Genomic DNA, 24,460 nt, shown 5'->3' with positions numbered 1-24,460 from the left:
TTTCCTTGACATGGGGTCATGAATCAAAGTGTAAACCGCAAAGCAGCCGGCTGGGAGGCGGCATCCGCCGGTCAAACCCCAGTTTTTGCAGCTGCTCCAAGGTCTGGGCGCTGGAAAGCCGTATTTGGGGCGGATGCTTTTTAACGTGGTTCCAAAAGTCGAGGAGCGGGCCCACGGCCTCCTCTTTCCCCGGTGGGATCCGGGAAAGGAAGCTCTCAAACGCCTCGTCCGAAACGGTTTGGATGCCGGGGAAGACGGCCGCGGCCACTTCCCCCATGTTGGGCGGCGCGGGGTGGGTGATGTGATAGACGCTCAGGGGCGCTTTCCCCAGCGCCGCCACCGCGTCGGCGGCGTAGTCGACGGGGGTCAAATCCACCGGCGCGCCGGCCAAGCTCTGGGGCAGAACCCCCAGGGCTCCCAAGCCCCGCAGGAGGAGATAAAAGGCGTTTTGTTCCGGATTTCTCTGGAAGACGCCGTCGCTCATCCGCCCTACCAGACGCCCCAGGCGGTAAATTCTCGCCTGAACCCCTTCCCCGATGGCCTGGATGACCTTGGCTTCCGCCAGAAACTTGGTCCGCAGATAGACGTTTTCCCGCCAGTTTTGCCCGATGGCAAAATCGTTTTCGGTAAACTCCACCGCTTTTTCCGGCGCTTCGGTGAGATACTCGCCGCTGATACTAGTGGTGGACATGTAGTGCAGCGGCACGCCCGTCCTGCGGGCCAAATCCAGCGCCACTTGGGTGCCGGTGATATTCGTTTCCAGCGCCTCTTCCTCCGCCGCCATGTAGTGGCGGACATCGGCGGCGCAGTGGTAGATGGCGTCGATCTTCTCCGCTAAGTCCCGGTAGGCTTCTTCGCTCAGCCCCAGGCGCTCCTCGCGCACATCCCCCGCCATTGTCTCGATCCGGCCCGCCGCGCTGGCGGCCCAGCCGCTGCCGAAATACCAGGCCAGCACGTCTACAAGCCGCCGTTTCTCCCCGTCTCTGGTCAGGCATACGATGAGGGAAACGCCGGCGTCCAGCAGGGAGCGCAGCAGGTGCACCCCGAAAAATCCGGTGCCGCCGGTGAGAAGCACGGTGCGGCTAGGCCGAAGCGGGTGATAGGGCAATAGGGGTACCTTTCGAGGTAGCGGGATTTCCTCCCTGTAAGCCGCCGTATTTTCTCCCTCCCCTTGGGGGGAGAGAAGCTGCGCCTGCGCACAGGCGGTGGGATGCTCATAAAACTGGGCCAAGCTCATCTCCCAGCGGTGGTTATAATACTGGCTCAAAGCGTTCAGCGCCGCCAGGGAGGTACCCCCCTGCTCGAAGAAGGAGCGCTCCGGGGAGAGATTATCCCGCCCCAAAATCCCCTTCCAAATCGTTAGAATATCATATCCCGTCACCGCTGTGGGCGGTGCGGCCGCGAGTTTTTCATCCGGCGGGAGCAAATGCTCCGCTGGTACCTTAGCGCACGTTTGGGAGGCCGCCGCGCGGCTGGGTGCAGACGTCTCGCAGCCAAAAAAGTCGGGCGCGGAGGCGCTTCCCCTTGTAAGCGCTTGTGCGGTTTCCACGGTCCTGGAAGCGGGCGGCCTTTCCGACTCCGCGGCATCCTTGGGCGCGGAAGCGGGCGGCCCGCTCACTGTGGGCGGGGCGGGCGCTTTTATCTCTTTCGCGCCGGTCCCGACGCCAAGGCGGATGGAAGATAAATCAGCCAAATCTGACGTCTCCGCCGCCATTTCCTCCGGCTGCCAGGAGGGGATGGGGCCCGATGTGGCCTCCTTTTCTGGCACCTCCCGCCAAGTCAGGCGGGGCGATGCCGCATCGGACACTTCCTCCGCCGCCGGGAGAGGGCTTTCCCCGCTTCCCGGCGCTGTCCCGCCCTCTCGCGCCATGGCAAGAAGCGTCTGGCGGTCAATTTTGCCGGTGGGAGTGTAGGGCATTTGGGCCAGCGGACGGAGGCTGGAGGGAATCATATAGGCGGGCAGGGTCTTTGCCAGACAAGCGCGCAGTTCTTTGGGCCCCGCCTCCCGCCCCTGCCGGGGCAGGTAAAAGGCGCAAAGCTCCATGGAGCCCCCCGGCCCCGACAGAGGCAGGGTAGCCGCCTGTTCCGCAAGGCCGGTAGCCAGGATGGCGCCGGTGATCTCGTCGAGCTCCACCCGCTGGCCGTTGAGCTTGACTTGGGCGTCCTTGCGGCCCAAAAAGTCGTAGGAGCCGTCCAGGCGGAGCCTGCCGCGGTCGCCGGTCTGATACATGATCTCCCCGGGGAAAAACGGGTCGGGGAGGAAGGTCTTTTCCGTCAGATCGGGCCGGGAGATATAGCCCGCAGACACGCATTCCCCCGCCACATAAATTTCTCCGGCGGCAGTGGGCAGTACCGGTCTGCGCTCCTCGTCCAGGACATAAACCCGGCAGTTCTGCATGGGTCTGCCCAAGGTGATGGGCTCCCCGGGGAAAACCTCGGTGGTGGTCATATAGACGGTGACCTCGGTGGGCCCGTACATGGTCACCAGCCGGCCGGGGCAGACGGCTTTAAACTGCTCCACCAGGGCAGGAGGAAGCACCTCGCCGCAGACGATGGTGAATTTGAGCCGCCCGGCCGCCCGGCGGAAATCGTCGCTCGCCATACACATCTGAAGCCGGGAGGGGGTAAACTGCATCATTTCCACCCCCGTTTCCTCCATGAGGCGGGCCATCTGGAAGGGCAGGAGCATTTCCTCCTCGTCGGCCAAGACGATAGTCTTACCCATGGCCAGGGGGTAGAGGGTCTCGCTGATAAAGGTGTCGAAGATCAGGTTGGTGGTGCAAAGGAGGGGCCCCTCCACCGGGTCCATCATCCGGCGCATGACTTCAAAAAGGTTGGAGATGGAGCTGTGTTTGAGCATAACCCCCTTGGGGCTGCCGGTGGAACCGGAGGTGAAGAGGACGTGGATGATGTCGCCGCCCTTGACCGGCACATCCAGAAACCGGGTGGGAAGGTTGTCCTGTGCCACCACCTTTTGACAGGGCAGGGCTTCGGGCAGGATGGAGGCGGTCTCCTTGTCGCATAGGCACAAATGGACCCGGCCTGTCTCCATCATGCTGCGCAGCCGCTCCTCCGGGAAGGAGGACAGCAGCGGCACATAGGCGCAGCCCGCTTTAAGGATGCCCAGCATCCCCGCGATGAGGTCGGGGGTACGGCGCAGGGCCAATCCGACACAGTCCCCGGGCTTGGCCCCGGCTCGGGTGAGGGCGTGGGCCATCTGGTTGGCCCGCTCCCCCAACTGCCGGTAGGTGGTGACCCGGCCGTGGAAGATGACCGCAGGCGCATCGGGGTGCAGGGCGATTTCGTTGCCGCAGAGCCCCTGGATGGGCTGGTTGAGATAGGGGGTAAAGAGATGATTGGGGGTGTCGATGAGGGCGATGCGGTCGCGCACCGAAAGGGCGCAGACCTCCCCCACCTTTTGCTCAGGATTCTCCGTCAGGGAGCGCAGAACCGCTTCCAGACAGCGGGTATAAAACCGGGCGGTGTCCCCGGTAAACAAACTGGAGGCATACTCCAGGGAAAATTCATAGTGGTCCCCTTCCCTGCCCGCCTCGAAATTGAGGTCCATCTTGGCGGTCTTGGTGGGAATGGGAAGGTAGTCCATCCTCTCCCCGTCCAACGTGAAGGCGTTTTGCTCCACCGGACGCTGGGAGAACATCACCTGATAAAGCGGCGTCTGGGACAGGCTTCGCGGCAGGGCGAGCTGGGAGAGGATCTCTTCGAGGGTAGTCTCTTGGTGGTCGAGCATTTCCGCCACCGTCTCCCGCAACCGGTCGAGATACGCCCGCACCCCTTCCTTCCGCCGGGGCGAAAGGCGCAGCGGCAGGGTCCCGATGAGGGGGCCCAGCATTTTTTTAAGCTCCGGGCGCTGTCTGCGGGACACCGGGACGCCGAGGACGAAGTCCTCTTTGCCGGAGATATGCATCAAAAGGATGCCGATGGCGGCGGCAAAGAGCACGAAGGACGAGACGCCCGCCTTCTCGCACAGCCCGTCGCAGGCTCGGCTTAACTCGGCGGAAAGGGCGAAGCGACAGATGTCCCCGCGAAAGTCGAAGATATGGGGCCGGGGGAAATCGGTGGGCAGCTCCAGCGGCTCGGGCAGCGGGGTGAGGAGCGATTTCCAGTAGGAGAGATCCTCCCCCTCCCCGCCGCCGCGCTTAGATATATCGTAAGCATAGTCGAGATAGGTAAGACTTGGCGCCTCGGGAGAAAGGCCCCGGTAAAGGGCGTCGAGGCGCTCCATGACCACCGGGGTGCCCAGGCCGTCGCCGATCATGTGGTGGGTGTCGAGGAGCAAAACCCAACGGTCCTCCGCTTCCTCCCAGACCGCCGCCCGCAAAAGCGGGGCCTTCGACAAATCGAAGGGGCGCAAAAACTGGCCGCACACTTCTTCAAAATCCGCTCCCGTCAAAACGGGGAGGGAAAAGGGAGCGCTCTCGCGGACCCTGGCGGACACGCCGCCCGGACCCTGCACAAATTGGGTGCGCAACAGCTTATTTTCTTCGATGAGCTTCCGGAAGGCCTCCTCCAAACGGGGCAGGTCCGGACTACTCCACAGACGGAAGGCCCCCGCCATGTGGTAGGCAAGGCCCGTGGGGTCCAGATGGGACTGGACATATAAGCTTTCCTGCATGGGGCTTAAGGGGTAATCCTCCATCTCCGGCGCGGGCAGGAGCCGCGGGAGGGAAGGCGCGGCGGCCTGGGGGGCCAGATGCTCCGCCAGACGGCGGGCCGTGCGGCAGGCGTAGAGTTCCGCCACCCTGAGCCGCCGGCCACAGCGTTCCTCGATCTCGCCGATAACCTCCATGGCGTTGAGGGAATTGCCCCCGTGGAGGAAGTAGTCCCCCTCCACCGCCATGTCGGGGCGCTCTAACACCCGGCGGAAGACGTCCAGCACCAATTCTTCCCAGGTGTTTTGGGGTGCTTCCGGGCCGCCGTCCATGGCGTTGGGGAAGGGCAGACCACTTTCGTCCACCTTTCCGTTTGGCGTCATGGGCAGGCGCTCCAGATAGACAGCAAAACTGGGCAGCATGGTCCGGGGCAAAAAGTCCGCCAGGAAGGAGAGCACTTCCCCCTCCGGCAGCTCCCTTTCCGCCGTGTAGTAGGCGGCCAAGAAGCTGCCCGTTTCTTCTTTCCAGACCCGGACGGCCGCCGCCCGGACGAGGGGATGGCTTTGGAGCGCCGCGGCGATCTCCTGGGGCTCGATGCGCACCCCCCGCAGCTTCACCTGCCGGTCGCTTCTCCCCGCCAGCACAATTTCACCCGCCTCGTTCCACAAGGCCGTGTCGCCGGTGCGGTAGATCCTTTCCCCTGCCTCAAAGGGACTGGGGAGAAAGGACGCTTCTGTCAGTTCCGGCGCGGCGCGGTAACCCTTTCCCACGCAGACGCCGCCGATGTAGAGATCACCCGCCACCCCCACCGGCAGCGGATTCATCCAGCGGTCGAGGACATAGAGGCGACAGTTTTGCATGGGCGCTCCGGCGGTGATGGCGGGGGCCCGATTGAGGAGCTTGAGGCTGACTCCCACCGTGGTTTCGGAGGGGCCGTATTGATTATAGATGCGGGCGTTGCTGCTCGCTTGTAATCGCCCGAGCAATTCCCCGGGGAAGGGCTCCCCGCCGCAGACAACGCTCTCCATCCCCCGCATGGCGGAAAGGAAAGCGGAATTTTTGAGAAAGGCCGAAAGCCGGGACGGTGTGAGGGAGAGAAAGCCCACCGCGTAGCCGGTGATGAGCCCCGCCAGGGCCGCCGGGGACTCCAAATCCTCGTCGGAGGGCAGGACAATGGTCCGGGCATTGAGAAGCGCCACCGCGCTTTCAAGCAAAAAGGCGTCGAAGCCGATGCTGCATACCGACAGCACCGCCCCCTTGCCGTAAACGCCCTCCATGGCCGTGACCAGGTTGAGGAGACTCCCTTGGCTAATTTCCACCCCTTTGGGCGTGCCGGTGGAACCGGAGGTGTAGACCACATAGGCAAGCGCGTTTGGGTCCCCCTCCTCCACCGGCTCTTCCCCCGCCTCGGGCAGATGGTCCATCTCCACGACGGGCATCCCGGTACTGAGCGCCCCGCACTGCCGGAGCACCCGCTCTTCGGTGATGAGCACTTCCGCCCCGCTCTGAATGATGAGTTCCTCGATGCGCTTACTCGGCAAGTCGGGGGAAAGGAGGAGATGGGCCCATCCCGCCTCCATGATGCCCGCCAAGGCTGCGAAGAGCGCGCATTCCCGGGGCAGGAGGACGGCGGCCAAGCCGTTTTTCGCGGCAGCGGACTGCCGGATGGCGGCGCAGACCCGCCGGGCCGTCCCATCGAGTTCCCCATAGGTGGTCCGCACCCCGCCACAGATGACCGCCGCCCGGGCCGGATGCTCCCGCACCACCTGGGCAAAGCGCCCGGCCAGACTCTTTTCATGGACGGGCCGGGCGGTCTGGTTAAAACCATAGACCACCTGCTCGAGCTCCTGGGCACTGAGGACCGACAGGGAGCGCAGGGGCTTGTCCGGCAATGCCAGGGCCTCGGAGAGGATGTTCATCAGCCGGTGGTGCAGCCCTTCGATTTCCTGCCGGGAAAAAAACTGGGTCAGATAGTCGTAATCCACCGCATAGCGGCGGTGGTTTTCCATGTTGCTCAGATGGATGCAGAGCTGTTCGGCCTGATAGCCGCTGTAATGCCACCGGCCGGAAAAGAGGACCGACGCGTCCTTGCTCTCATAGATTTTGCTGTCTTGATAGGAGAGCACAATGTCGAAAAGCCGCCCCTGTTCTTCCATCAGACGGCTGATGTGGGAGAAGGGGAAGCGCTGGTGGCGCAATAGCTCATACCAGGACTCGGCCAGACGCTCATTAAACTGGGCGAGACTCCACTCCTCGCTGATGTCGTTAAAAAACGGCAGGGTGCTGACAAACATGCCGGTCATCTGCTTCATGAGGAAGCTGGTCCGATTGAAGATGGGGACGCCGATGGTGAAGCGGTCGGCCCCGCCGATGCGTTTAAAATAGATGGCCAGGGCCATATAAAAGACGGCGAAGGGGGCCACCCGGTTTTGTAAGCAAAAGGAATAGATGGCGTGGTTGAGGACTTCCGGCAGCTGAAAGCTCGCCCGGTAGCCCACCGGGCTCACCGCCGCGCTGGGCACGCTCTTGATGACCGACGGCTCCCCCGCCTCCTTGGTCATCCCCTCCCAATAGGCCAAATCCCGCCGGTACGCCCCCGAAGCGAGATAACTTTGCTCCTCTTCCACGTGCAGACGGTAGCTGGGGCTCTCCTCTATGGTCGGCTCATTCCCTGAAAGAAGCTCCAAATAAGTCTGAGCGATGCGGTTGCAGAGAAGCACCTGGGACCAGCCGTCCGAGATGATGTGGTGGATTTTGATAAGCAGCCCGCCCTCATGCTCTCCCCTGCGAAAGAGGACAAAGCGGTAGAGCGGTCCCCCCGTCAGAGGGATGAGCTCCCGGGTGACAGCGTTTTCCCAGTTCTCAATGCCCTCGGCGCTGGTCCGGGAAAAATCGTAGACGGGGAAGGACTCGGCCTCAAACGGGGCGTGATACTGCATGGGCTCCCCATCCCGGACAAAGAGCCGGGTGCGCAGGGAGGGGTCCCTTTGAAGGGCCAATTGGATACTTTTTTGTAGGACAACAAAGTCGACTCGTCCTTCAATGCGAATCGTGGTACTGATATTGTTCATTGAGGTTTCCGGGTAAGCGCATTCCAAATCCCAGATGTTTCTCTGGCTCATGGATAGTGCAAAACCATCGCCTTGCTTATACAGTTTAGTCACAAAAGTGCCATCCTTTTTTCAAAGATACGGAAACTATTACGTCAATTACCAAAAGTTGTCTTACAGTTCTCATTATATTTATACCGGTTTTATGCAAAAAAATCAAGGAAAGTAGGAAAAAAACATGGGTTTTTCTACATTTTCGTCATATTTGTCAAATTGTGTAAAAACTCGTGTTTTCTCGTGTTTCCTCTTTTTTCTTTCCCATTGATCTCTGGTCACAAAATAGTCACGATATGTATTTTTATTCATGCTGTTGTGACTTTCGGGCCGGACGTAAAAAAAGAGGGACACGCCGTTTGCGTGTCCCTCTTTCTATGCTCTTATGACTGGCGGAATTCAGTGTTATCAAAGGAGAGCGCGGTATAAATGCCGCCTTCCTCTTCCCCTTTAGCGTACTCGATGCTGACGCCGTCCCCTTCTCTCGTGAGGGCCAGCTCATTGCTCAGGTCTGCGGGTACCAAGAAAATCATGTTGGCATGCTCCTCCAGGATGATCTTGTAGACGGTGGAGCTGCCGTCGAATTCGGAGGCGATGCGCAGCACCTTACCGGTGAGCTCCTCCTTTTCTGCGGTATTGTCGAAGCTGGCCGAGCCGCTGGAATTGCGCAGGGTCTGCTCATAGTTTTTCACCGTGGCACTGATGGTCTCGCCCACGCCCACCACCGAGTAGTCGCTGACGTTGACCATGGCGTACTGCTTGACAAGGCCGGCGTTATCTTTGAGGGTCATAAAGTAGGTGGGCTGTCCCTCCACGTTGATAATTAGCGGGAAGGAGGCCTTATAGGCCAAATGCTGCACCTTGCCCTCTGCCGACTGCTGGGCCGCCTTCTCTGTGGCGCCGGCCATCTGGTAAAGGTGGGATTCCTTGGTGACCATGTCCACCATAATAAAGCCGATGGCGCTGTCGTCGCCGCCGACGCTGGTCAGTCCTGTGAAGAGGTAGCATTTGCCCTCGTTGTAGACGATGATATGTCCCTCGGAGGTGCGGTATTTGTCCTTGTTGGCGAAGTTAAAAATGCCGTGGACATACTCGCCCTTGTTGTTGATCTGGGTGGTGACGAAGTCCTCGGGCTGGACGCGGTCCACCCATTCGGGGACGTCGTCGATGGCATACTGTGTAGCTTCGCCGGTGGTGGCGTTGAGGAGGATGACGCCGGTGGCTTCGGGGAGGCTGAAGAACCGCCGGTTGCGGTAGGTGGTCGCCACCCAGTAGGGAACGCCGTCGTCATTGAGCTCAAAGGAATAGTCGGTGATACCGGTAAAGAGTGCGGAGTGAAAGCGCAGATACCGGTGCAAATTTTGAAGCAGGAACGCGCTGGGCTGATATTTGATCTTGTGGCCCTCCACATATTGGACGTCGGTCATGTTGGTAGCCGAAACCACGATATAGCCCGGCGTGCCGTCCAAGTTTGTAATCCATTTAAAGAAGCCGGAGTGCTGCAAAGGCACGACCCATACCAGCTTCCCGTCCACCATCTGGATGGTGGGTTCGCCCAAGACCACCTGGCTGCCCAAGGCGGGACGCTCGCCCAGCTTCTTGTCGGCCAGCTTTGCGGCCAGCTCCACGTCCACAATGGGGATCTGTCTGGTGTCCACCGCTTGCATGTCCGATTCAAAGACACGGGTCTCCGGCTCGCCCAGCTGGTCCCGGAAGGCCGAGACGTTAAAGAGGACGGAGGAGGCAATGGAACAGAGGATGAGCAGCACCCAGGGGGCCGCCGCGATGAAGATGACCTTCTTGGGGAAGTTGAGTTTGGGGACCACGTTGAGAGGCCGCTCCTGCGAGGGTTTTTCCACCGTGATCTTGCTGAATTTGAGCACGGCGGCCGCCAGAATGTAAATGGTGATCACCGCGCAGTAGAAAAAGGCCCCATCAAAATAGAGAGGGTTGAGCACCGGCGCCTGGATAAAAACATACAGCCCGATGAGTAGGGTGATCACGCCGTAAACGATTACTTTTTTCTTCAAAGGTTTCCTTCCTTTCCCTGTGCCCGTGGTGGGGCACGACAATCTGAGTCAAGGATGCTCCCTCGCGCCGTCTTCCACCCCCATCCGGAAGCGCGCCTGCGCAAAGGATACAGGCCATGGGCCGGCTAGGCCGGAGGATCTCCCCCGCCGCAGTGCCGTGACCGCCTGCTTGCGGTAATTATAGCACAAAAACAGGAAGGAAGTCCTCTCTTTTTGGTTTCTTAACAAAATATTTATGCAAAAGACCCCGGAGCTTTCTTTCCGGGGTCTTTCCTTTTATCGGTTGAGCAGATAAATGCCAAAGTTGAGATATCCCGCAAAGAGCAGCCAAGCGAGATAGGGAATCAGCAGATAACCGGCCGCTGGGCGGATACGGTAGAAGGAGACGAGGAGCACCACGGTGACAATGAGAAGCAGCACCAGGATGACAAAGGCGGTCAGCGGCTGTCTGAGGCCGAAGAAAACCGGTGTCCAGGAGAAGTTGAGCAGTAAATTGATGCCGTACCAGATCAGGGCGTTACGCTTTTGTTCCCGCGGCGCGTCGGAGCAATAGACCAGGGTAGCGGCCAGCGCCAAGAGCAAGTACAGGATGGTCCACGCCACAGGAAAGACCCAGTTGGGCGGCGAAAGCGGCGGCTGGACGAATTCTCCATAGGCCTGGGCGGGGTTGGTGATCATACCGACGGCGGTGCCGATGCCCAGGGTAAGGAGCACGAACACCAAAAATGGGCCCCAACGAAATTGTTTTTTCATCATAGATCCTCCTCTAAGCGCTTCTGAGCGCCTGATATTCCTATGGTTATCCTTGCCGGTAAGGGCAAAGATATGCTTGATTCTTCCACATTCTATGACATTTGTAACAATTCTATGAACATCTTTTTGACAGAATTGCTGGTTGAGTTTTAAGCAGAATGTCAAATTGCGTTTTCTTTTGTCAGTTGTTATAATAGAATCGTTAGGACATCGGCTCTTTCGCGCTGTTCGCCGCTCAACGCTTTGAAAAAACGGCGCGCAAGTGGGCATATATAATAAGAGAGATTCCATAACTGCAAAGAAGGCGGTGGAACTATGCGCATCGAAAAGGAATCGCGTCTGCGCGGCTTTTTATCCCTCTCCATGCCCCTGTGGATTCCGCCCATCCTCTTCGCCCTCTATTATCCGCTATTTACCTATGTCTTAGCCCCCAACTTCGGCGACTCCCTCACCACCTCAGTGGTGCCGGGGGTGAGCGCCAACGATTTTTCTTATATTTATTTCGCCGTGGTTTTTGTCATCTGTCTCATTGCCCAGGTCATCCTCAAGGAGCGGCTGCTGGGCTTCTGGCGAAAAGCCCTCTATCTGTTGGTCCTGATTCTGGCCGACGCGGGGCTATGCTGGGTATTTCTGCAGATGCTGCTGCTCAAGTGAGGGAAAGGAGTCCCCTATGTTTTCCAAAATCCTTCGGGGCGTTATAGGCGTATTGGGCGCTTTCTGCCTCGTTTTTTCCCTGATTCCCATGCTCATTTACGGCATTTTCAATATCGGCGCGATTTTACTGTTCCCGGCGGGGGCACTCCTGCTGGGACTTATGTTTTTCTGGGAGAAAATTGCCGCTTGGCATCGCTCGTCCCGAGGGCGGTGGACCCGGCGGCTCTTTGACGCGGCGGCCATCCTGTGCGGGGCAGGATGCATCTGCGTCCTCGGCGTCATCGCCATGATGATCCACGCCGCCTACTTAACTCCCCCCAACGAAGCCCAGACCGTTGTCGTCCTCGGCTGCCTTGTGCGGGGCGACTCCCCCTCCAGGATGCTCCAGGGACGGCTGGACCGGGCCCTTTCCTATCTTCAGGACCACCCCGACGCCGTCTGCGTGGTGTCCGGCGGGCAGGGCCCCAACGAGGACTATACCGAGGCCCACGTGATGGCCCAATACCTAATCGGGCGGGGCGTCGACCCGGCGCGAATTTATCAAGAAGCGGATTCTTCCGATACCCAGGAAAACTTGGCATACAGCGCCAGGCTCATCCGGCGGGAGGGGCTTTCCACCCAGGTGGCCGTTGTCACCGACGATTTCCACATGTTCCGCTCCCTCTACCGGGCCCGGGAGGCGGGGCTTTCCCCCAGCGGGCTCTCCTCCCTTCCCCCTTGGGGGCTCCTTCCCTGCTACTGGCTGCGGGAGGTCTTCGCCATCGGGGAGCTGGTATTGGAGGCTCTCTGAGTAGATAGCGCAATGCACGCAATCGGATAACGGGCATGGCGTTTTGAAATAGGCTCCTCTCCCTTTTCTATCGATCCCAACGCCAGCTATACGGGGCGGCCTTGGGAAGGCCGCCCCGTATAGCGCCATTCAATCGAAAAAAGCGCCGCGTTCTTTGAGAGCGCGGCGCTTTTTTGGGGTTTTCCCCTTGTAGGGATGGTTAGTTAGTTTTCAATATTTTGCCGGATGGTTTCACTTTTTTCTTAGCGCCGGTCATACCGGCGCTCGCGGACAATGGGCGAAAGCCATTGTCCCGATATCCGCCTGCTTGGACGGGCCAATGGCTTTCCATGGCCGCCTCAAGAACACGGTCATTTTCGCAAAGCAGTGCACAGGATGCCGCGGTAAGGGTAAAGCTTACAAGGCATCCCAAGTTGTCTTATAAAAATCACCCCTTTCCATGGAAAATGATCAAACGGACTCCGGGCTCTGGAGTCCGTGATGAATAAAGTCATCTATCTGCGCACATCGCGCCGCCTTTTTTTGAGTGCGGCGAAGGCGGTGGCAAGAAGAAGGAGCGCCGCGCCACCCCCCGCAATCGCAAGCTCGATGAGGGCGCTATCGCTGTCCTGCCCTGCGCCTGGCATGCTGCCTGTGCGCAATATCTTTCCCCCGCCGGGGAAATTGCCGCCGCCTAAAAGCATCTGCTGGACCATGGCGATCTGTTCCTCGCTCAGCCCCAGCTCCAAAAGCCGGGCCTTTTGTTCCCCGCTGAGTTTGTCTGCATCTTCCCCGACGATTTCCAGCGCCTTGGCGATGGTGTCCGCATCGGGCATCTGGACATCCTGTCCGCCGCCGGGGAAGCCAGAGGGGCCCTCCCCATCCGGTGTGTCCGTGCCGCCGGGCGGTTGACCGGGGACATCTCCGGTCTGATCAGTTGCGCCGTCGGTCTTAACGGCTGCTTCTCCCGGCTGTCCGGTCGACTCTCCGGGCTGGCCAGCTGCTTCCCCGGACTGCCCGGACGATTCTCCCGCCTGACTGGCGGTATCATTTCCCATCCCGTCGGGGCGGCCCATGCCCATTTCTGCGCGGCCGCCTCCCATGCCGCCCTGGGTCCCCATGACGGCCAGGTTGATGGAGGAGGCGTCGATGAGGGATGCGCTATCTTCTTTCTGCCCGTCGGTGGTGGAGGGGATGGTGCCGTTTAACTGGCCGTCCACGCTCAGGGCCCGCAGCTGTCCGAAGTCCTCGAGCATCCCGGTGGCCTCCACGTATTCGTCGTAGGTATAAAAGGCGGTGGGGTCAGTTCTGACATAGTCGCCGATGAGGCTGTCGATCATTTTGATGGTGTTCGCAAAGGTGCCGTTCAAAAAGTAGCCGTCCACTATCTGCCTGAGATAGCTGTGGTAAGTCTCCTGATACTCCTCCACCTCCAGCAGCTTGCCGATGAGGGGCCGTTCAGCGAGGGTGGCGCCGGACACCGGGGTGTCGATGGGGAAGTTGACGGCGGCGGAGGCGTCCCCCGATTGGAACCCACCGAAGGATAAGTTATAGTCCCAGGGCAGGACGGAGAGCCGGCCGTCCTCCTCATAGAGGTAGTAGTTGTGCAGCATGGTGCCGAAGTAGCTATCCAGGTTGACGAGCACCGCGTTGGCCGCGATGTAGCGCAGGGTGCTGTCCACGTCCACCGCGCTTTCCAAATCCGCGCCCTCATTGAGCTGTTTAAGCGCCTCGATCACCCGCTCGTAGTCGGCCTCATCGGAGTCGAAAACGGCGCTGTCAAAGATGGTGGAATAGCTATCGATCTCGTCGTCGGTGTAGACAAGGTCCGCGCCGGCGCCCCCTCTACCGCCGAAGTTTCCGTCCTTCTCCGTGTCGGCCATACCGGGGAAACCCTGTCCGCCGCTGGGAGGTGTCGGGCTCTCTCCTGCCGCAGGACTGGACGTATTGCCGCTTGCGTCCGTATCGTTATGTTCGGATGTGGCGTCACTTTCCAGTGTGCTGTCACTTTCCGACGTGCCGCCGTTTTGGGGCGAAGCGGCGGCGGGCGGCGCTTTATCTTCCTGCCCGCCGCTCTCACTGGGAGGCGTGCCGTTCGGCATCCCCCCGCCGGGGAAGTTCCCCGGCGGCGCGTTTTGATCGTCCGATTCCCCCGCCGGGACTACTCCGTCCCCCCGGTTTCCCGGAGGCGTTCCGGGGGACGGTTGGGTGGATTCCCCCTGGTTGCCGCCGGTTTCCGGCGGGCTTCCCGATGCCTGGGACTGGGTCTGGAGCGTATCCCCCGTCCCTTCCGTGTCTCCCTTTTCCTCCCGGCCGCCGTCCTCTTTCTGGAAAGCGCCGAAGGCATCCTTATCCTCGTCGCGGTCTCCGCCCGGCATGCCTCCGCCACCCATATCCATACTGTCGGGCTTATAGAGGTTGCCATTGAGACTGCCGTAGACCCGCTCCACAAAGGATTCCTCGACGGCTTCCAGGGCCAGATAAATTCCCCAGTATTCGCCGTTGACGCTGATCTTCGCAAAGGCATACAGCGGCGTGTCCACGCCGATAAAACTCATCAGGTCATAGGAGAGGTACTCCTTCATATAAGTGGCGTCGGAAATCAGATTGTTGACGACGAGCTTATCCAGACCGTAGCAGGTCTGCCCGTCGATATAGTGGTCGAATTCAAATTTGAAGCTGTACCGGTCCGAGTCGGAGCTGGCCACCTGGGAAAGGCTGGTGTTGCCCTTGGGCCGCACCCCGACGGTGGAAAAAGTGGTGCCGTTGATGACAAGGTCGCAGGGGACATATTCCTCGGCCGTGGCGTTATCGAGCATCTCCTGCCACTGGTCCTCCTCTACCTGAATGTCGATGGTCATTAAGGCGTCTTTATCAAAGAGCTTGGTGGCATAGGCGGGGGCCGCTGCCGCCGCGGTGATGGGCATCATCTGGGGCGCGTAGGTGAAAAATAGGGTGAACACCACGGCGGCCGCCATGAACGCGGCGGTGATTTTACCGATCAATCTGCTGGTTATCAATTGATCACCACCCTATCCCATATAGTCGCCGTTATAGCTGACCAGCACCGCGTTGCTCACCCCGGGCAGGGCGGCGACGCTGTTGACAAACTCGGTGGTGGCCCCTTTGAGCCGCACCTCCACCGTCAGCTCGATGCCGCTGGGGGAGATGCTTTTGGACTTGATGCAGTGGCGTTTGACGCTGTGCCCGATGGTGTCCAAGGTGCCCTTTTCCGCGTCGTCCCCGTCGCAGTTGATGACCAGGATATAGGGACTGTCCCCGCTCTTTTTGTTGACGAAGAGGAGCAAGATGATGCCGATGAACAAAGAGCCGAGCACCGACAGGGGGATGAGCCCAGCGCCGGTGACGATGCCCGCCGAAATGGCCCAAAAGAGGAAGGCGATGTCCATGGGCTCCTTGATGGCGGTGCGAAAGCGCACGATGGAGAGCGCGCCCACCATGCCCAGCGAGAGCACCACATTGGAGGTCACGGCCAGGATGATGAGGGTGGTAATGAGGGTCATGGCCATCAGGGAGACGCCGAAGCTGGCGGAATACATGACGCCCTTGAAGGTCTTTTTATAGACAAAGAAGATGAAGAGTCCCAGCACAAAGGCGAGCCCCATAGCGATGACCATGTCCAGGGCGGAAAAAGAGGCGGTGTTCTCTAAAAAGCTGGACTTGAAGATATCTTGAAAAGTAAGCATAAATTCATTGACTCCTTATATCGGTTTTATCAACCGTAGATTCTGCACACGGCGTATTTGGAAAAGGCGCAGGGTTCCCGGTGCTTCATCTGCACCATGCCGGCGATGACGCTGGGCAAAAACTCGTCGAATTTCACTTCCAGGATGGGCGCGCCCTGGGTGCCGGCGGGCAGGGTGGGAAGTCGCGGGTTAAAGAAATCCGTGCTGTGTATTCCCGTCATAATCCCGCTGTCCAACGTGACGCGCACATTGCCCGGGGCATAAACAAAGGCCTCCCGGGTGTAATCCACCACCGTTTTGGGCCGCAGTTGCTGGTATTTCATTTTGGCGTAAAGCTCCACCAGCAGCGGGCTGCCGCACTCGAGCATCCATTCGGTATCCCCCGAAAGCAGCGCCTCGCACTGGCCTCTGGTGATGAGGGCGGATTCCTTGGCGCACAGCCCCGCCACCTTGCTCTTTTTTTCCACCTTGATAGGGCCGGGCTGATAATTGTAGCAGCGGATGCGGAATTTTTCTCGGCGGTTGACCCCGTCGATCTTTTCCCGCAGCGCCTTGTCCTGGATATTGTCAAAGTAGAGGCTGCGCACCAGATATCTGCCGTCGCCTCCCGCGTATGTGTCGGGACTTGCCACCGCGCGCAGACGCTGTCGCAATGCGATGGCGTCGCTCTGGCTCACCATGTGCTTGAGCTCGTGGCGAAATTTTGGCTCTTCCATGTCAACCATCCTTTCCCTTTTCGTTCTATCCCCAAGTTTAAAGGGGCAATGTGATGGCTGTTTGAAGGCCGCATGAATAGTAACCGAAAATAAGAACGAAAACGAACGGTTTGCACGCCGAACCATTCGGTTTTTGTCCGGTAAAAAGGGGCGGCCGTCAGAAACGGCCGCCCCTTGTCCTTCGCTATTTGAGTTTTTTGGGTTCCAAGGTGTTGAGCTCAAACCAGAAGATGCTCCCCTGCCCCACCGTGCTGATGACGCCGTAGGCGCCGCCGTGGAGGTCCAAGATATTCTTCACAATGGAGAGCCCCAGCCCCGTGCCGATCATGGCCCGCTTGTGCGCTTTGTCCACCTTGTAGTACCGGTCCCAGATGTAGGGAATCTCCTCCGGCGCAATGCCGTCACCGGTGTCGATGATCTCCAGCTTGACAAAGCCGTCCCGCACGCTCTGGCAGACGGTGACGTTCTTGTCGGGGCCGGTGTAGTTAATCGCGTTGTTGATCAGGTTATAGATCACCTGGGAAATCTTGATCTCGTCGGCGCTGACCATGGCCTCCCCGTCGCAGATAAACTTGATGTGATATCCGTCCTGCTCGGTCAGCTTCATATACCGCGCCATGATGTCCCGCACCGTCTCGGTCAGATTGCATTCGGACAGGCTCAGGGTCATGGCCCCCGATTGGAGCTTGGAGATGTCCATCAGGTCGTTGACCAGGTCCGTCAGGCGCTTGGCCTCGTCGATGATGATCTGTACATTCTCCGGCGTGTTCTCGCCGGGGATGTCCCGCATGACCTCGGCATAGCCGGTGATCATGGTCAACGGCGTGCGCAGGTCGTGGGAGATGTTGGCGATGAGCTCCCGGCGCAGCCCCTCCACCTTGGAGAGCTCCTTGGCGGCGTAGTTGAGGGTATCGGTCAATTCCGATATCTCCCGGTAGCCGCCGCCGGAGAAGGTGGTGTCATACTGGCCCTTGGCCAGCTCTTTGGCCGAGCGGTTGATGCGGATGATGGGCTTGGAAATCTGCCGGGACAATAATAGCGCCAGCCCCACGCACAGCACCAGCAGAATCACGGTGACGTAGATGAGCTGAATCCGCAGCGTCTCCACCGTAGCGCCCACCGGCGTAATGGTGGAGTTGAGCATCACCATCACCTGGGACCCGTCGGCCCGCTCCACCAGCCGGACGTACACCATGTTTTCCACCCGCATGTTGCCTCCGGGCGGCGGCATATTCCAACCTTTTTTCTCCACCTTGCCACGAAACTCCTGCATCACGTCCCGAGAAATGAGTTCAAAGGCGGTGCCGCCCTCCTGCCGGGCCTTCTGCCGGAAGGCCTCCATCTCCCCGACGCCCATCTTGTGGATGGTACACTCAAAGGTGGTCTCGTAGCTGTAAAGATTGGCGAAGTTCTCGTCCACAATCCGAATGCAGGTATCGTTGCGCTGGGCCAAGGTGGAGAGCAGGGTGTCCAAATTCTCGTTATTGATGTTGGTGGTGATGTTTTCGGCGGTGGATTTGATATTCTGGGTCTTGATGGCCTTGTAGAAACTTTCCAAAAATACGGTCTGGAACAGCCATAACAGCACCAGCATCACGCCCACAAAGACCACCAGATAAAAAAAGAGCTTCCATTTGATGCTGATTTTATCCCCCCGTTTATTCAGTTTCAAAGCGGTACCCCACCCCTCGCAGCGTCGCGATAAATTTGCTGTACGGCCCCAGGCTCTTGCGCAGGAGCTTGATATGGGTGTCCAGCGTCCGGTCGTCGCCGAAAAAGTCGTAGCCCCACACGTCGCTGATGAGCTTTTCCCTCGTCAGGGCGATGCCCCTATTTTTGACCATGTAGAAAAATAAATCATATTCCTTGGGGGACATATCCACCTTTTCCCCGTCCACATAGACAAGCCTGCCCGTAAAGTCCACCGTCAACCCCTCAAAGCGCACCGTCTCCTTGTGCGCCTCCCCGGCGCTGCGCTTGACGATGGCGGCCACACGCATCATCAGCTCCTTGGGGGAAAAGGGCTTGACCACATAGTCGTCGATGCCCAGTTCAAATCCGTGGATTTTGTCATATTCCTCCCCCCGGGCGGAGAGCATGAGCACGGGGATATTTTTCAGTCTCCGAATTTCCCGGCAGGCGGAAAACCCGTCGAGCTCAGGCATCATCACGTCCATGACGATGATGTCAAAGTCCTGCTCCCGGCAGATCTGCACCGCCTCCATACCGTCGGCGGCCTCCACCACCTCATGGCCCTCGAAGTTGGCGTATTTTTTGATCATCTGCCGAATCCGTTCCTCGTCGTCCACTACCAGTATTCTGTACATAGTCCCCTCCATTAGCCTGTATAGATGATTGGTTTTCTCACCTTTTTTCATGCTTTTGCTGCAAAATCCGTACACGGGGATTCCCACCCGGGACACCGCCGCCCCTTTGCGTCCTAAAATACCCGCGGTTTAGGGACCTGCCACGAAACCCACCATGCGGGGGCATCCGCGCGCCGCCCCCTTGCATTCAAATGACCTATGGCCATTGGGGCCCTCGCCGTCATTCCCGATGGGCCGTGTCCACCCGGTGCAGGCGTCCTTCACAATTAAACTTATTATACATGATTTTATCCCGCTTGTGTGATGGCCGTATGAAGAAAGGCTGAAAAGATGATCGCCTGTTCTTCACATAGGGCAAAACAAGCGCGGAAAAGCCCTGTGGCTTTGCAGCCACAGGGCTTGGTAGGTGCCTGAATACCACCGTAAGGAGGAGGATGGCATCCAGTGAGAAGAAGAGAAGAGTAAGGAAGAAATAAATGAAAAAGAAGAACAACCGCATCGTTTCTTGATGCTAGTTTTAGTATAGGGAACAATTGTGACAGCCGTATGAAGAAAGGCTGAACCCTATAAGAATTCTAGGAAAACCTCTTTTTTAATCCCGCCGCTTCTTGGGACGGTGCCTTTTTCTGTCCAAATTTTCGCTGCCCAAATTTCTCCCCTGTGCCCGCACGGCACGGCGTTTTTTCTTTCCGCCCCTTCTTCTCTATTGCAGCAGGGCACTCACCTTATCGGGGGAGAGCTCCTCCATGCGAAGCGGCGTTCTCGGATCGGTTCCAAAGGGGCGCAAATGCCGTTCCAAGCAGATGACGTCCCGCCAATGGCCCAGCTTATAGCCGCAGTTATGCCAGACGCCCGCATTGGAAAATCCAAAGTTCTCATGAAGTTTGAGGCTTCCTTCATTGGGCAGGGTGATGACCCCATAGACCGTGTAATAACCCAGCATCTCCATCAGAGCGAGCAAGCGTCTATAGAGCCCGGTGGCAATGCCCTTCCGGTGAAAGCGGGGGTCGAGATAGACCGAAAGTTCCGCGCTCCACTGAAAGGCCGTCCGGTCCCGGTACGCCGACGCATAGGCATAGCCGGCTATCTCCCCCTCAGTCTCGCAGACTAGATAAGGATACTTCACCCCAATCGTTTTGATGCGCCTGGCAAATTCATCGACATCGGGCGCTTCGTATTCAAATGTGATGGCCGTCTGGCGGACATAGGGCGCGTAAATTTCCGCTAAACGCCCGGCGTCCGCCTCCCGGGCCAGCCGGTAGGTAATCTGTTCCACTGGTTCCTCCACAGAAAATCCGCCCTTTCTCAGGGCGGATTTGTTTATTCCATTTATTCGCCGCAAAGGGCGGCCACCTGGGCCTCATCGAGCACCAGGTCAGCGCCCGACAGGGAGTCGGCCAGTTGCTCCATATTGGAGCAGCCCACGATGGCAAAGCCCGGCACGGGGTTGGAGGTGATGTAGGAGAGGGCCACCGCCGCCGGGGAGAGGCCGGTTTTTTCAGAAAGGGCCTGGACACGACCAGCCCGTGCAATATTCTGGGGGCTTAAAAAGCGCTTGCGTGCCTTTTCGTTCAGCGCTTCTTCCCCGCCGGTTAAATACTTGGAGAAAAAGCCCTTGGCCTGGGGGCAGTAAGCCATCACCGGCATGCCGCTTTCCCGATACCAGGCGTATTCTTCCGGGGTCATGGTCTCCATGGTGGGATCGCCGTACTGCTCTTTGGTGGTGGCGGCCAGGCTCCACTGGATCTGGCTCATGGCGATGGGGGTCTTCCCCGCCTGGGCCGCGTAGGCGTTGGCCTCAGCGATGCGGCGTGCGCTCCAGTTGGAAACCGCCGGGAATCTAATCTTGCCCGCTTTCACAAATTCATCCAAATAATCTACGATATAAGATACGCTGCGATTGGGGTCATCCCGGTGGAGCCAATAGATATCCACACACTCCACGCCCAAATTCCGCAGGCTCTCCTCCAAATCGGAGGCCACTTCCTCCCGGCCCAGGCGGATGGTCTTTTTGTCCTTGGCGGATGGGTGGCCGCCCTTGGTGGAGAGGATGACCTTGTCCCGGTTGCCCCGGTCCCGCAACCAGCGGCCGATGATGGTCTCGCTGAGCCCTTCGCCGCCGGGATAGTCGTTGACATAGGCTCTGGCGGTATCGATACAGTTGCCACCCTGTGCCAAGAAGTAGTCCAGCATCTCAAAGGACGCCTTTTCGGTGAGCCTGGTACCGAAAATCATGGTGCCCAGAACGATTTTGCTCATATTGAGGCTATCTTTTCCACTGGTGAGTGATGCGTATTGCATAACAAGGCCCTCCGTCCATCGTAGTTATTGTAAGTCCGCTGTCATCCCCTATTCTACACGATGACAGCATCCCACACAAGAAATTCCATCCGTTTTTTCATAATAATTTCTGGAATTTGGATGGGTTTCACAGAACAATTTGCTATTTCTGTCATCAATGTTCATAAAACAGCTTCTTTTTTAAGAAAAGTTTAAGCAATCCGTACTTTTATCTTGGGGCAAAGTGTGGTACTATAAGAACACGGTACAAGTACCAATGATATTCGTCATTTTTTATTTGTAAAAATTAGTACAGAGGTGAAAATCCTTGATACAAGCAAAATCCATCCATCCCAACGACAGCTTTACGGTGGCTTCCTTTAATCTGCGCATTGACAGCCGTGCCGATCACTACAACCGTTGGGAATACCGCAAACAGCTGGCCATGGAGGTCATTCGTCGGTCCGGCGCTTGCGTCATCGGTGTCCAGGAAGCCTTGCCTCAGATGCGCCAAGACTTACAGGAGATGCTGCAGGGTTACAGCATGTTCGGCTGGGGCCGCAGCAAAACACGGCAGAGCGAGCACTCCGACATTATCATCCGCAACAAGGATGCGGACGTTGTCTTTCATAAAACTATCTGGCTCTCCAAGCATCCGGAAATTCCCGGAAGCCGCGCCTATTTCGCGGTGTTTCCCCGCATCTGTACGGTGGCGGAAATCTATTTGAAGGGCGCGGAAAACCAGCGGGTCCGGGTATTTAACACCCACTTCGACCATGTCTGCGGACTGGCCCGCACCCTGGGCGTAGAAATTATTCTGCGCTATATCCACGAATATAACCAGACCGACCCCCTGCCCGCCATCATCATGGGCGACTTTAACGCCAGGCCCCACAGCAAATGTGTGCGGATGCTCAGAGAAAATACCCACGGCTACCCGGATCTTAAATTCGTCGACGTCTATTCCCACTTTGATAAACAGGATCAGTCCCCCATGAACACCTACCACGGGTTCAAGGGTAAACTGGGGAAAAACCCCATCGACTACATCTTTGTCACCGACGACATCGAGATTGAGGATGTCAAGATCGACACCAGTATGATTGACGGCCGGTATCCTTCCGACCATTACCCGGTCATCGCCACCCTGTCCTTAAAAAACAGCGGCAAGCAGCATGTCAAAACAGCGTAAGCTGGCATAATGAATGTGCAGCGCGGGATATTCGGTTTTTGGGGCCGGATATCCCTTTTTTTATGCGCCGGGTCCCACGGACCCCGGCGGCAGCCGTTCCCTTTCCCGGCATAAACGGGGGGCATGGACGCATAAAAATTACAAGTCTGCAAGCTTCCCCTCCCTACCGTTTCCCTGGAGCGGTCGATGGGTTGTCCCTGCTCTCCTGGGATTCCGCTGGGGGACGCTGAGGGACAATGAAAACGGGGCAATTCAGTACGCTTTCTTGCATCGTTGACAAAATCATCACCGCGCGTCCGGCGCAGATCGGAGGAATATGGAAACAGCTATCATCCAGTGGATACAATCATTTGCCAATCCCTTTTTCGACCAACTGTTCGAGCTCATCACCATGCTGGGCGAAGAGCTCTTCATCGTGGCCGTGGTGGCGCTCATTTACTGGACGCTCAACAAGGAGATGGGGAAATATCTGTGTTATTCCCTCTGCTTGAGCCTGTGTGTCAACGGCGTCATCAAATCCGCCGTCCAGTCCCCCCGTCCCATCGGGGTGGAGGGCATCCGCAGCCTGCGGGTGGAGACGGCGGGCGGCTACTCCTTCCCCAGCGGCCACACCCAATCCGCCGCCACCTTCTGGTTCTCTCTGGCCTCCTGGGCCAAAACGCGGTGGCTCTACGTGACTGCCGGGATCGTTTCCCTCCTGGTGGCGGTCTCCCGGCTCTATCTGGGCGTCCACTGGCCCCGGGATGTGGGGGCGGGACTTGTGTTGGGTATCCTGCTTCCCATGCTGGCCCTCTTCCTCTACCGGCAGGTACAAAACCGTTGGCTTCTCTATTGCATCACCCTCCTGCCTTTGCTCTCCGGTCTCTTTCTCCCCGACTCCGCACATTACTGCAAAGTGTTGGGGCTCTACGTCGGTTTTGTACTGGGAGTGCTCTTTGAGGAGCGCTTCGTCAACTTCGAGGTCCAGGGCAGCCTTCTCACAAAAGCCGTCCGGTTCCTGGTGGGCCTTGTCCTGTTGGGCGTCATCAAGCTGGGCCTGGGAATGCTCGGGGACAGCGCCGTCGTCCACATCGTCGAGTATGGATGCGTCTCCTTCTTCGCTCTGGGCGTTTGGCCCCTTCTCTTCACAAAACTAAAGATATGACACTCTTTTATCGTCATCGAAGCGCCGCCCCGTCGGGCGGCGCTTTTTACATATCCGCCTCTTTGCGCCTTTTATAACTCCCTATTGCCAATCGTCCGCCCCGGCGTTTATAATAGGAGCAGAGACTTTACGGAGAGGAGGGACGCCATGCGCAGACAGAGACTGCTGGAAATCTTGGACGAAGCGGGCGGCGGCTATGTCTCCGGCGAGGAGCTTGCTTCCCGCATGGGGGTCACCCGGGCCGCCGTCTGGAAGGGCATCAAGCAGCTGCGGGAGGAGGGCTACGACATCCGCAGCAAGACAAACAGCGGCTACGCCTTAGGCCGGGACCTGGACCTCATCACTCCGCAAAAGATCGCCGCCCAATGTGCGCACGGCGCCCCCGCCCAGCGCATCGTCGTGGAGGAGTGCGTCACTTCCACCAACACCCTCCTGCGCCAGCTGGCCATGGAAGGCGCGCCCGAGGGCACGGTCCTGGTGGCTCAGGAGCAGAGCGAGGGCCGCGGACGGATGGGCCGCGCCTTCCTTTCCCCCCGGGGTGGGGTCTATCTGAGTATCCTTTTGCGCCCGCCCATGGACGCGGAGCATCTACTCTTTCTCACCATGATCGCCGCGCTGAGCGTCACCGACGCCATCCGCGGGCTTTATGGGGTGGAGCTTTCCATCAAGTGGGTCAACGACATCCTCTATGACCGGCGCAAGCTCAGCGGCATCCTGACCGAAGCGTCCCTGGACGGGGAGAGCGGTTCGCTGGAATTTGCCGTGGTGGGCATCGGCCTCAACTGCGGGGAATCCGTCTTCCCTCCCGAAATCGCTTCCAGGGCCGCTTCCCTGCGCGAAGTGACGGACAAGCCCATTTCCCGCTGCGCCCTCTGCGCGGCCCTCTTAGACGCCTTCTGGCCCCGCTACGACGCTTTCCTCGCCCAGATGGACACCGCCGCACTTCTCTCCGACTACCGTCAGCGGCTGTGCATGCTGGGGGAGCGGGTGGAGGTCCTCTCTGCCCGTGAGACCTATGAAGGGGTGGCGTTGGATGTGGATGCTAACGGGGCTCTTTTGGTCAAACGGGACGACGGGTCCGTCGCCGCCCTGCGCTCGGGGGAAATCTCCATCCGCACCCCCGCCGGGACCTAGCGTGCCACATGCCCGGCTCGCTTTCTCACATTTTGATTTT

The 24,460-nt window shown here is 58.7% G+C and carries 15 protein-coding genes; 5 read left to right on the top strand and 10 right to left on the bottom strand.

The window, feature by feature from the left end:
* Window positions 1–16 precede the first annotated feature (16 nt).
* From H8709_RS00360 to H8709_RS00350, 3 genes are all read right to left on the bottom strand, one after another.
* Window positions 17–7,774 carry a non-ribosomal peptide synthetase gene (locus H8709_RS00360; RefSeq protein WP_262396390.1) on the bottom strand — a complete coding sequence of 2,586 codons (7,758 nt, stop codon included), beginning with the start codon at window positions 7,772–7,774 and terminating at the stop codon, window positions 17–19.
* Window positions 7,775–8,097: 323 nt separating this feature from the next.
* On the bottom strand, window positions 8,098–9,744 hold the full coding sequence (locus H8709_RS00355) for a hypothetical protein (protein WP_262396389.1): 1,647 nt from the start codon (window positions 9,742–9,744) through the stop codon (window positions 8,098–8,100).
* 276 nt (window positions 9,745–10,020) lie between these two features.
* The gene (locus H8709_RS00350; RefSeq protein WP_262396388.1) at window positions 10,021–10,497 is read right to left on the bottom strand and encodes a TspO/MBR family protein; all 477 of its coding nucleotides are present in this window, start codon (window positions 10,495–10,497) and stop codon (window positions 10,021–10,023) included.
* Window positions 10,498–10,812: 315 nt separating this feature from the next.
* On the opposite strand from H8709_RS00350, the gene H8709_RS00345 reads away from it, so the two are divergent.
* Both H8709_RS00345 and H8709_RS00340 read left to right on the top strand, forming a co-directional pair.
* Window positions 10,813–11,151, top strand: a complete 339-nt coding sequence (locus H8709_RS00345) for a hypothetical protein (protein WP_262396387.1) — start codon at window positions 10,813–10,815, stop codon at window positions 11,149–11,151.
* Window positions 11,152–11,167: 16 nt separating this feature from the next.
* Entirely contained in the window at window positions 11,168–11,941 is a 774-nt protein-coding gene (locus tag H8709_RS00340; protein WP_262396386.1) for a YdcF family protein, read from the top strand.
* 494 nt (window positions 11,942–12,435) lie between these two features.
* Here the strand turns inward: H8709_RS00340 and H8709_RS00335 are convergent, their stop codons facing one another.
* The 7 genes from H8709_RS00335 to H8709_RS00305 form a co-directional block, all read right to left on the bottom strand.
* Window positions 12,436–14,940 carry a CotH kinase family protein gene (locus H8709_RS00335; RefSeq protein WP_262396385.1) on the bottom strand — a complete coding sequence of 835 codons (2,505 nt, stop codon included), beginning with the start codon at window positions 14,938–14,940 and terminating at the stop codon, window positions 12,436–12,438.
* Window positions 14,941–14,952: 12 nt separating this feature from the next.
* The gene (locus H8709_RS00330) at window positions 14,953–15,627 is read right to left on the bottom strand and encodes a DUF4956 domain-containing protein (protein ID WP_262396384.1); all 675 of its coding nucleotides are present in this window, start codon (window positions 15,625–15,627) and stop codon (window positions 14,953–14,955) included.
* Between the two features lie 29 nt (window positions 15,628–15,656).
* Window positions 15,657–16,343: a polyphosphate polymerase domain-containing protein gene (locus H8709_RS00325; protein ID WP_262396383.1), complete on the bottom strand. Its 687-nt coding sequence runs from the start codon at window positions 16,341–16,343 to the stop codon at window positions 15,657–15,659.
* 184 nt (window positions 16,344–16,527) lie between these two features.
* Window positions 16,528–18,015 (bottom strand): sensor histidine kinase, encoded by a 1,488-nt coding sequence (locus tag H8709_RS00320; protein WP_262396382.1) that lies wholly within the window; start codon window positions 18,013–18,015, stop codon window positions 16,528–16,530.
* Window positions 18,002–18,670, bottom strand: coding sequence for a response regulator transcription factor (locus H8709_RS00315; RefSeq protein ID WP_262396381.1), 669 nt, complete (start codon window positions 18,668–18,670; stop codon window positions 18,002–18,004). The genes H8709_RS00320 and H8709_RS00315 overlap by 14 nt, the downstream gene beginning before the upstream one ends.
* 703 nt (window positions 18,671–19,373) lie before the next feature.
* Window positions 19,374–19,946, bottom strand: a complete 573-nt coding sequence (locus H8709_RS00310; protein ID WP_262396380.1) for a GNAT family N-acetyltransferase — start codon at window positions 19,944–19,946, stop codon at window positions 19,374–19,376.
* Between the two features lie 53 nt (window positions 19,947–19,999).
* Window positions 20,000–20,971 (bottom strand): aldo/keto reductase, encoded by a 972-nt coding sequence (locus H8709_RS00305; protein WP_262396379.1) that lies wholly within the window; start codon window positions 20,969–20,971, stop codon window positions 20,000–20,002.
* A 307-nt stretch (window positions 20,972–21,278) separates the two neighbouring features.
* On the opposite strand from H8709_RS00305, the gene H8709_RS00300 reads away from it, so the two are divergent.
* The 3 genes from H8709_RS00300 (at window position 21,279) to H8709_RS00290 (ending at window position 24,420) form a co-directional block, all read left to right on the top strand.
* Entirely contained in the window at window positions 21,279–22,142 is an 864-nt protein-coding gene (locus H8709_RS00300; protein WP_262396378.1) for an endonuclease/exonuclease/phosphatase family protein, read from the top strand.
* A 316-nt stretch (window positions 22,143–22,458) separates the two neighbouring features.
* Complete coding sequence (locus H8709_RS00295) at window positions 22,459–23,286, top strand: phosphatase PAP2 family protein (protein WP_262396377.1); 828 nt, start codon at window positions 22,459–22,461, stop codon at window positions 23,284–23,286.
* Between the two features lie 147 nt (window positions 23,287–23,433).
* Window positions 23,434–24,420 carry a biotin--[acetyl-CoA-carboxylase] ligase gene (locus tag H8709_RS00290; protein WP_262396376.1) on the top strand — a complete coding sequence of 329 codons (987 nt, stop codon included), beginning with the start codon at window positions 23,434–23,436 and terminating at the stop codon, window positions 24,418–24,420.
* The last annotated feature ends 40 nt before the right edge of the window (window positions 24,421–24,460 follow it).

The organism is Zongyangia hominis (assembly GCF_014385095.1).
GTDB classification, from domain to species: Bacteria; Bacillota; Clostridia; order Oscillospirales; family Ruminococcaceae; genus Zongyangia; species Zongyangia hominis.
The sequence above is the reverse complement of the archived record's forward strand: the minus strand, read 5'-3'. Positions and strand labels throughout refer to the sequence as shown.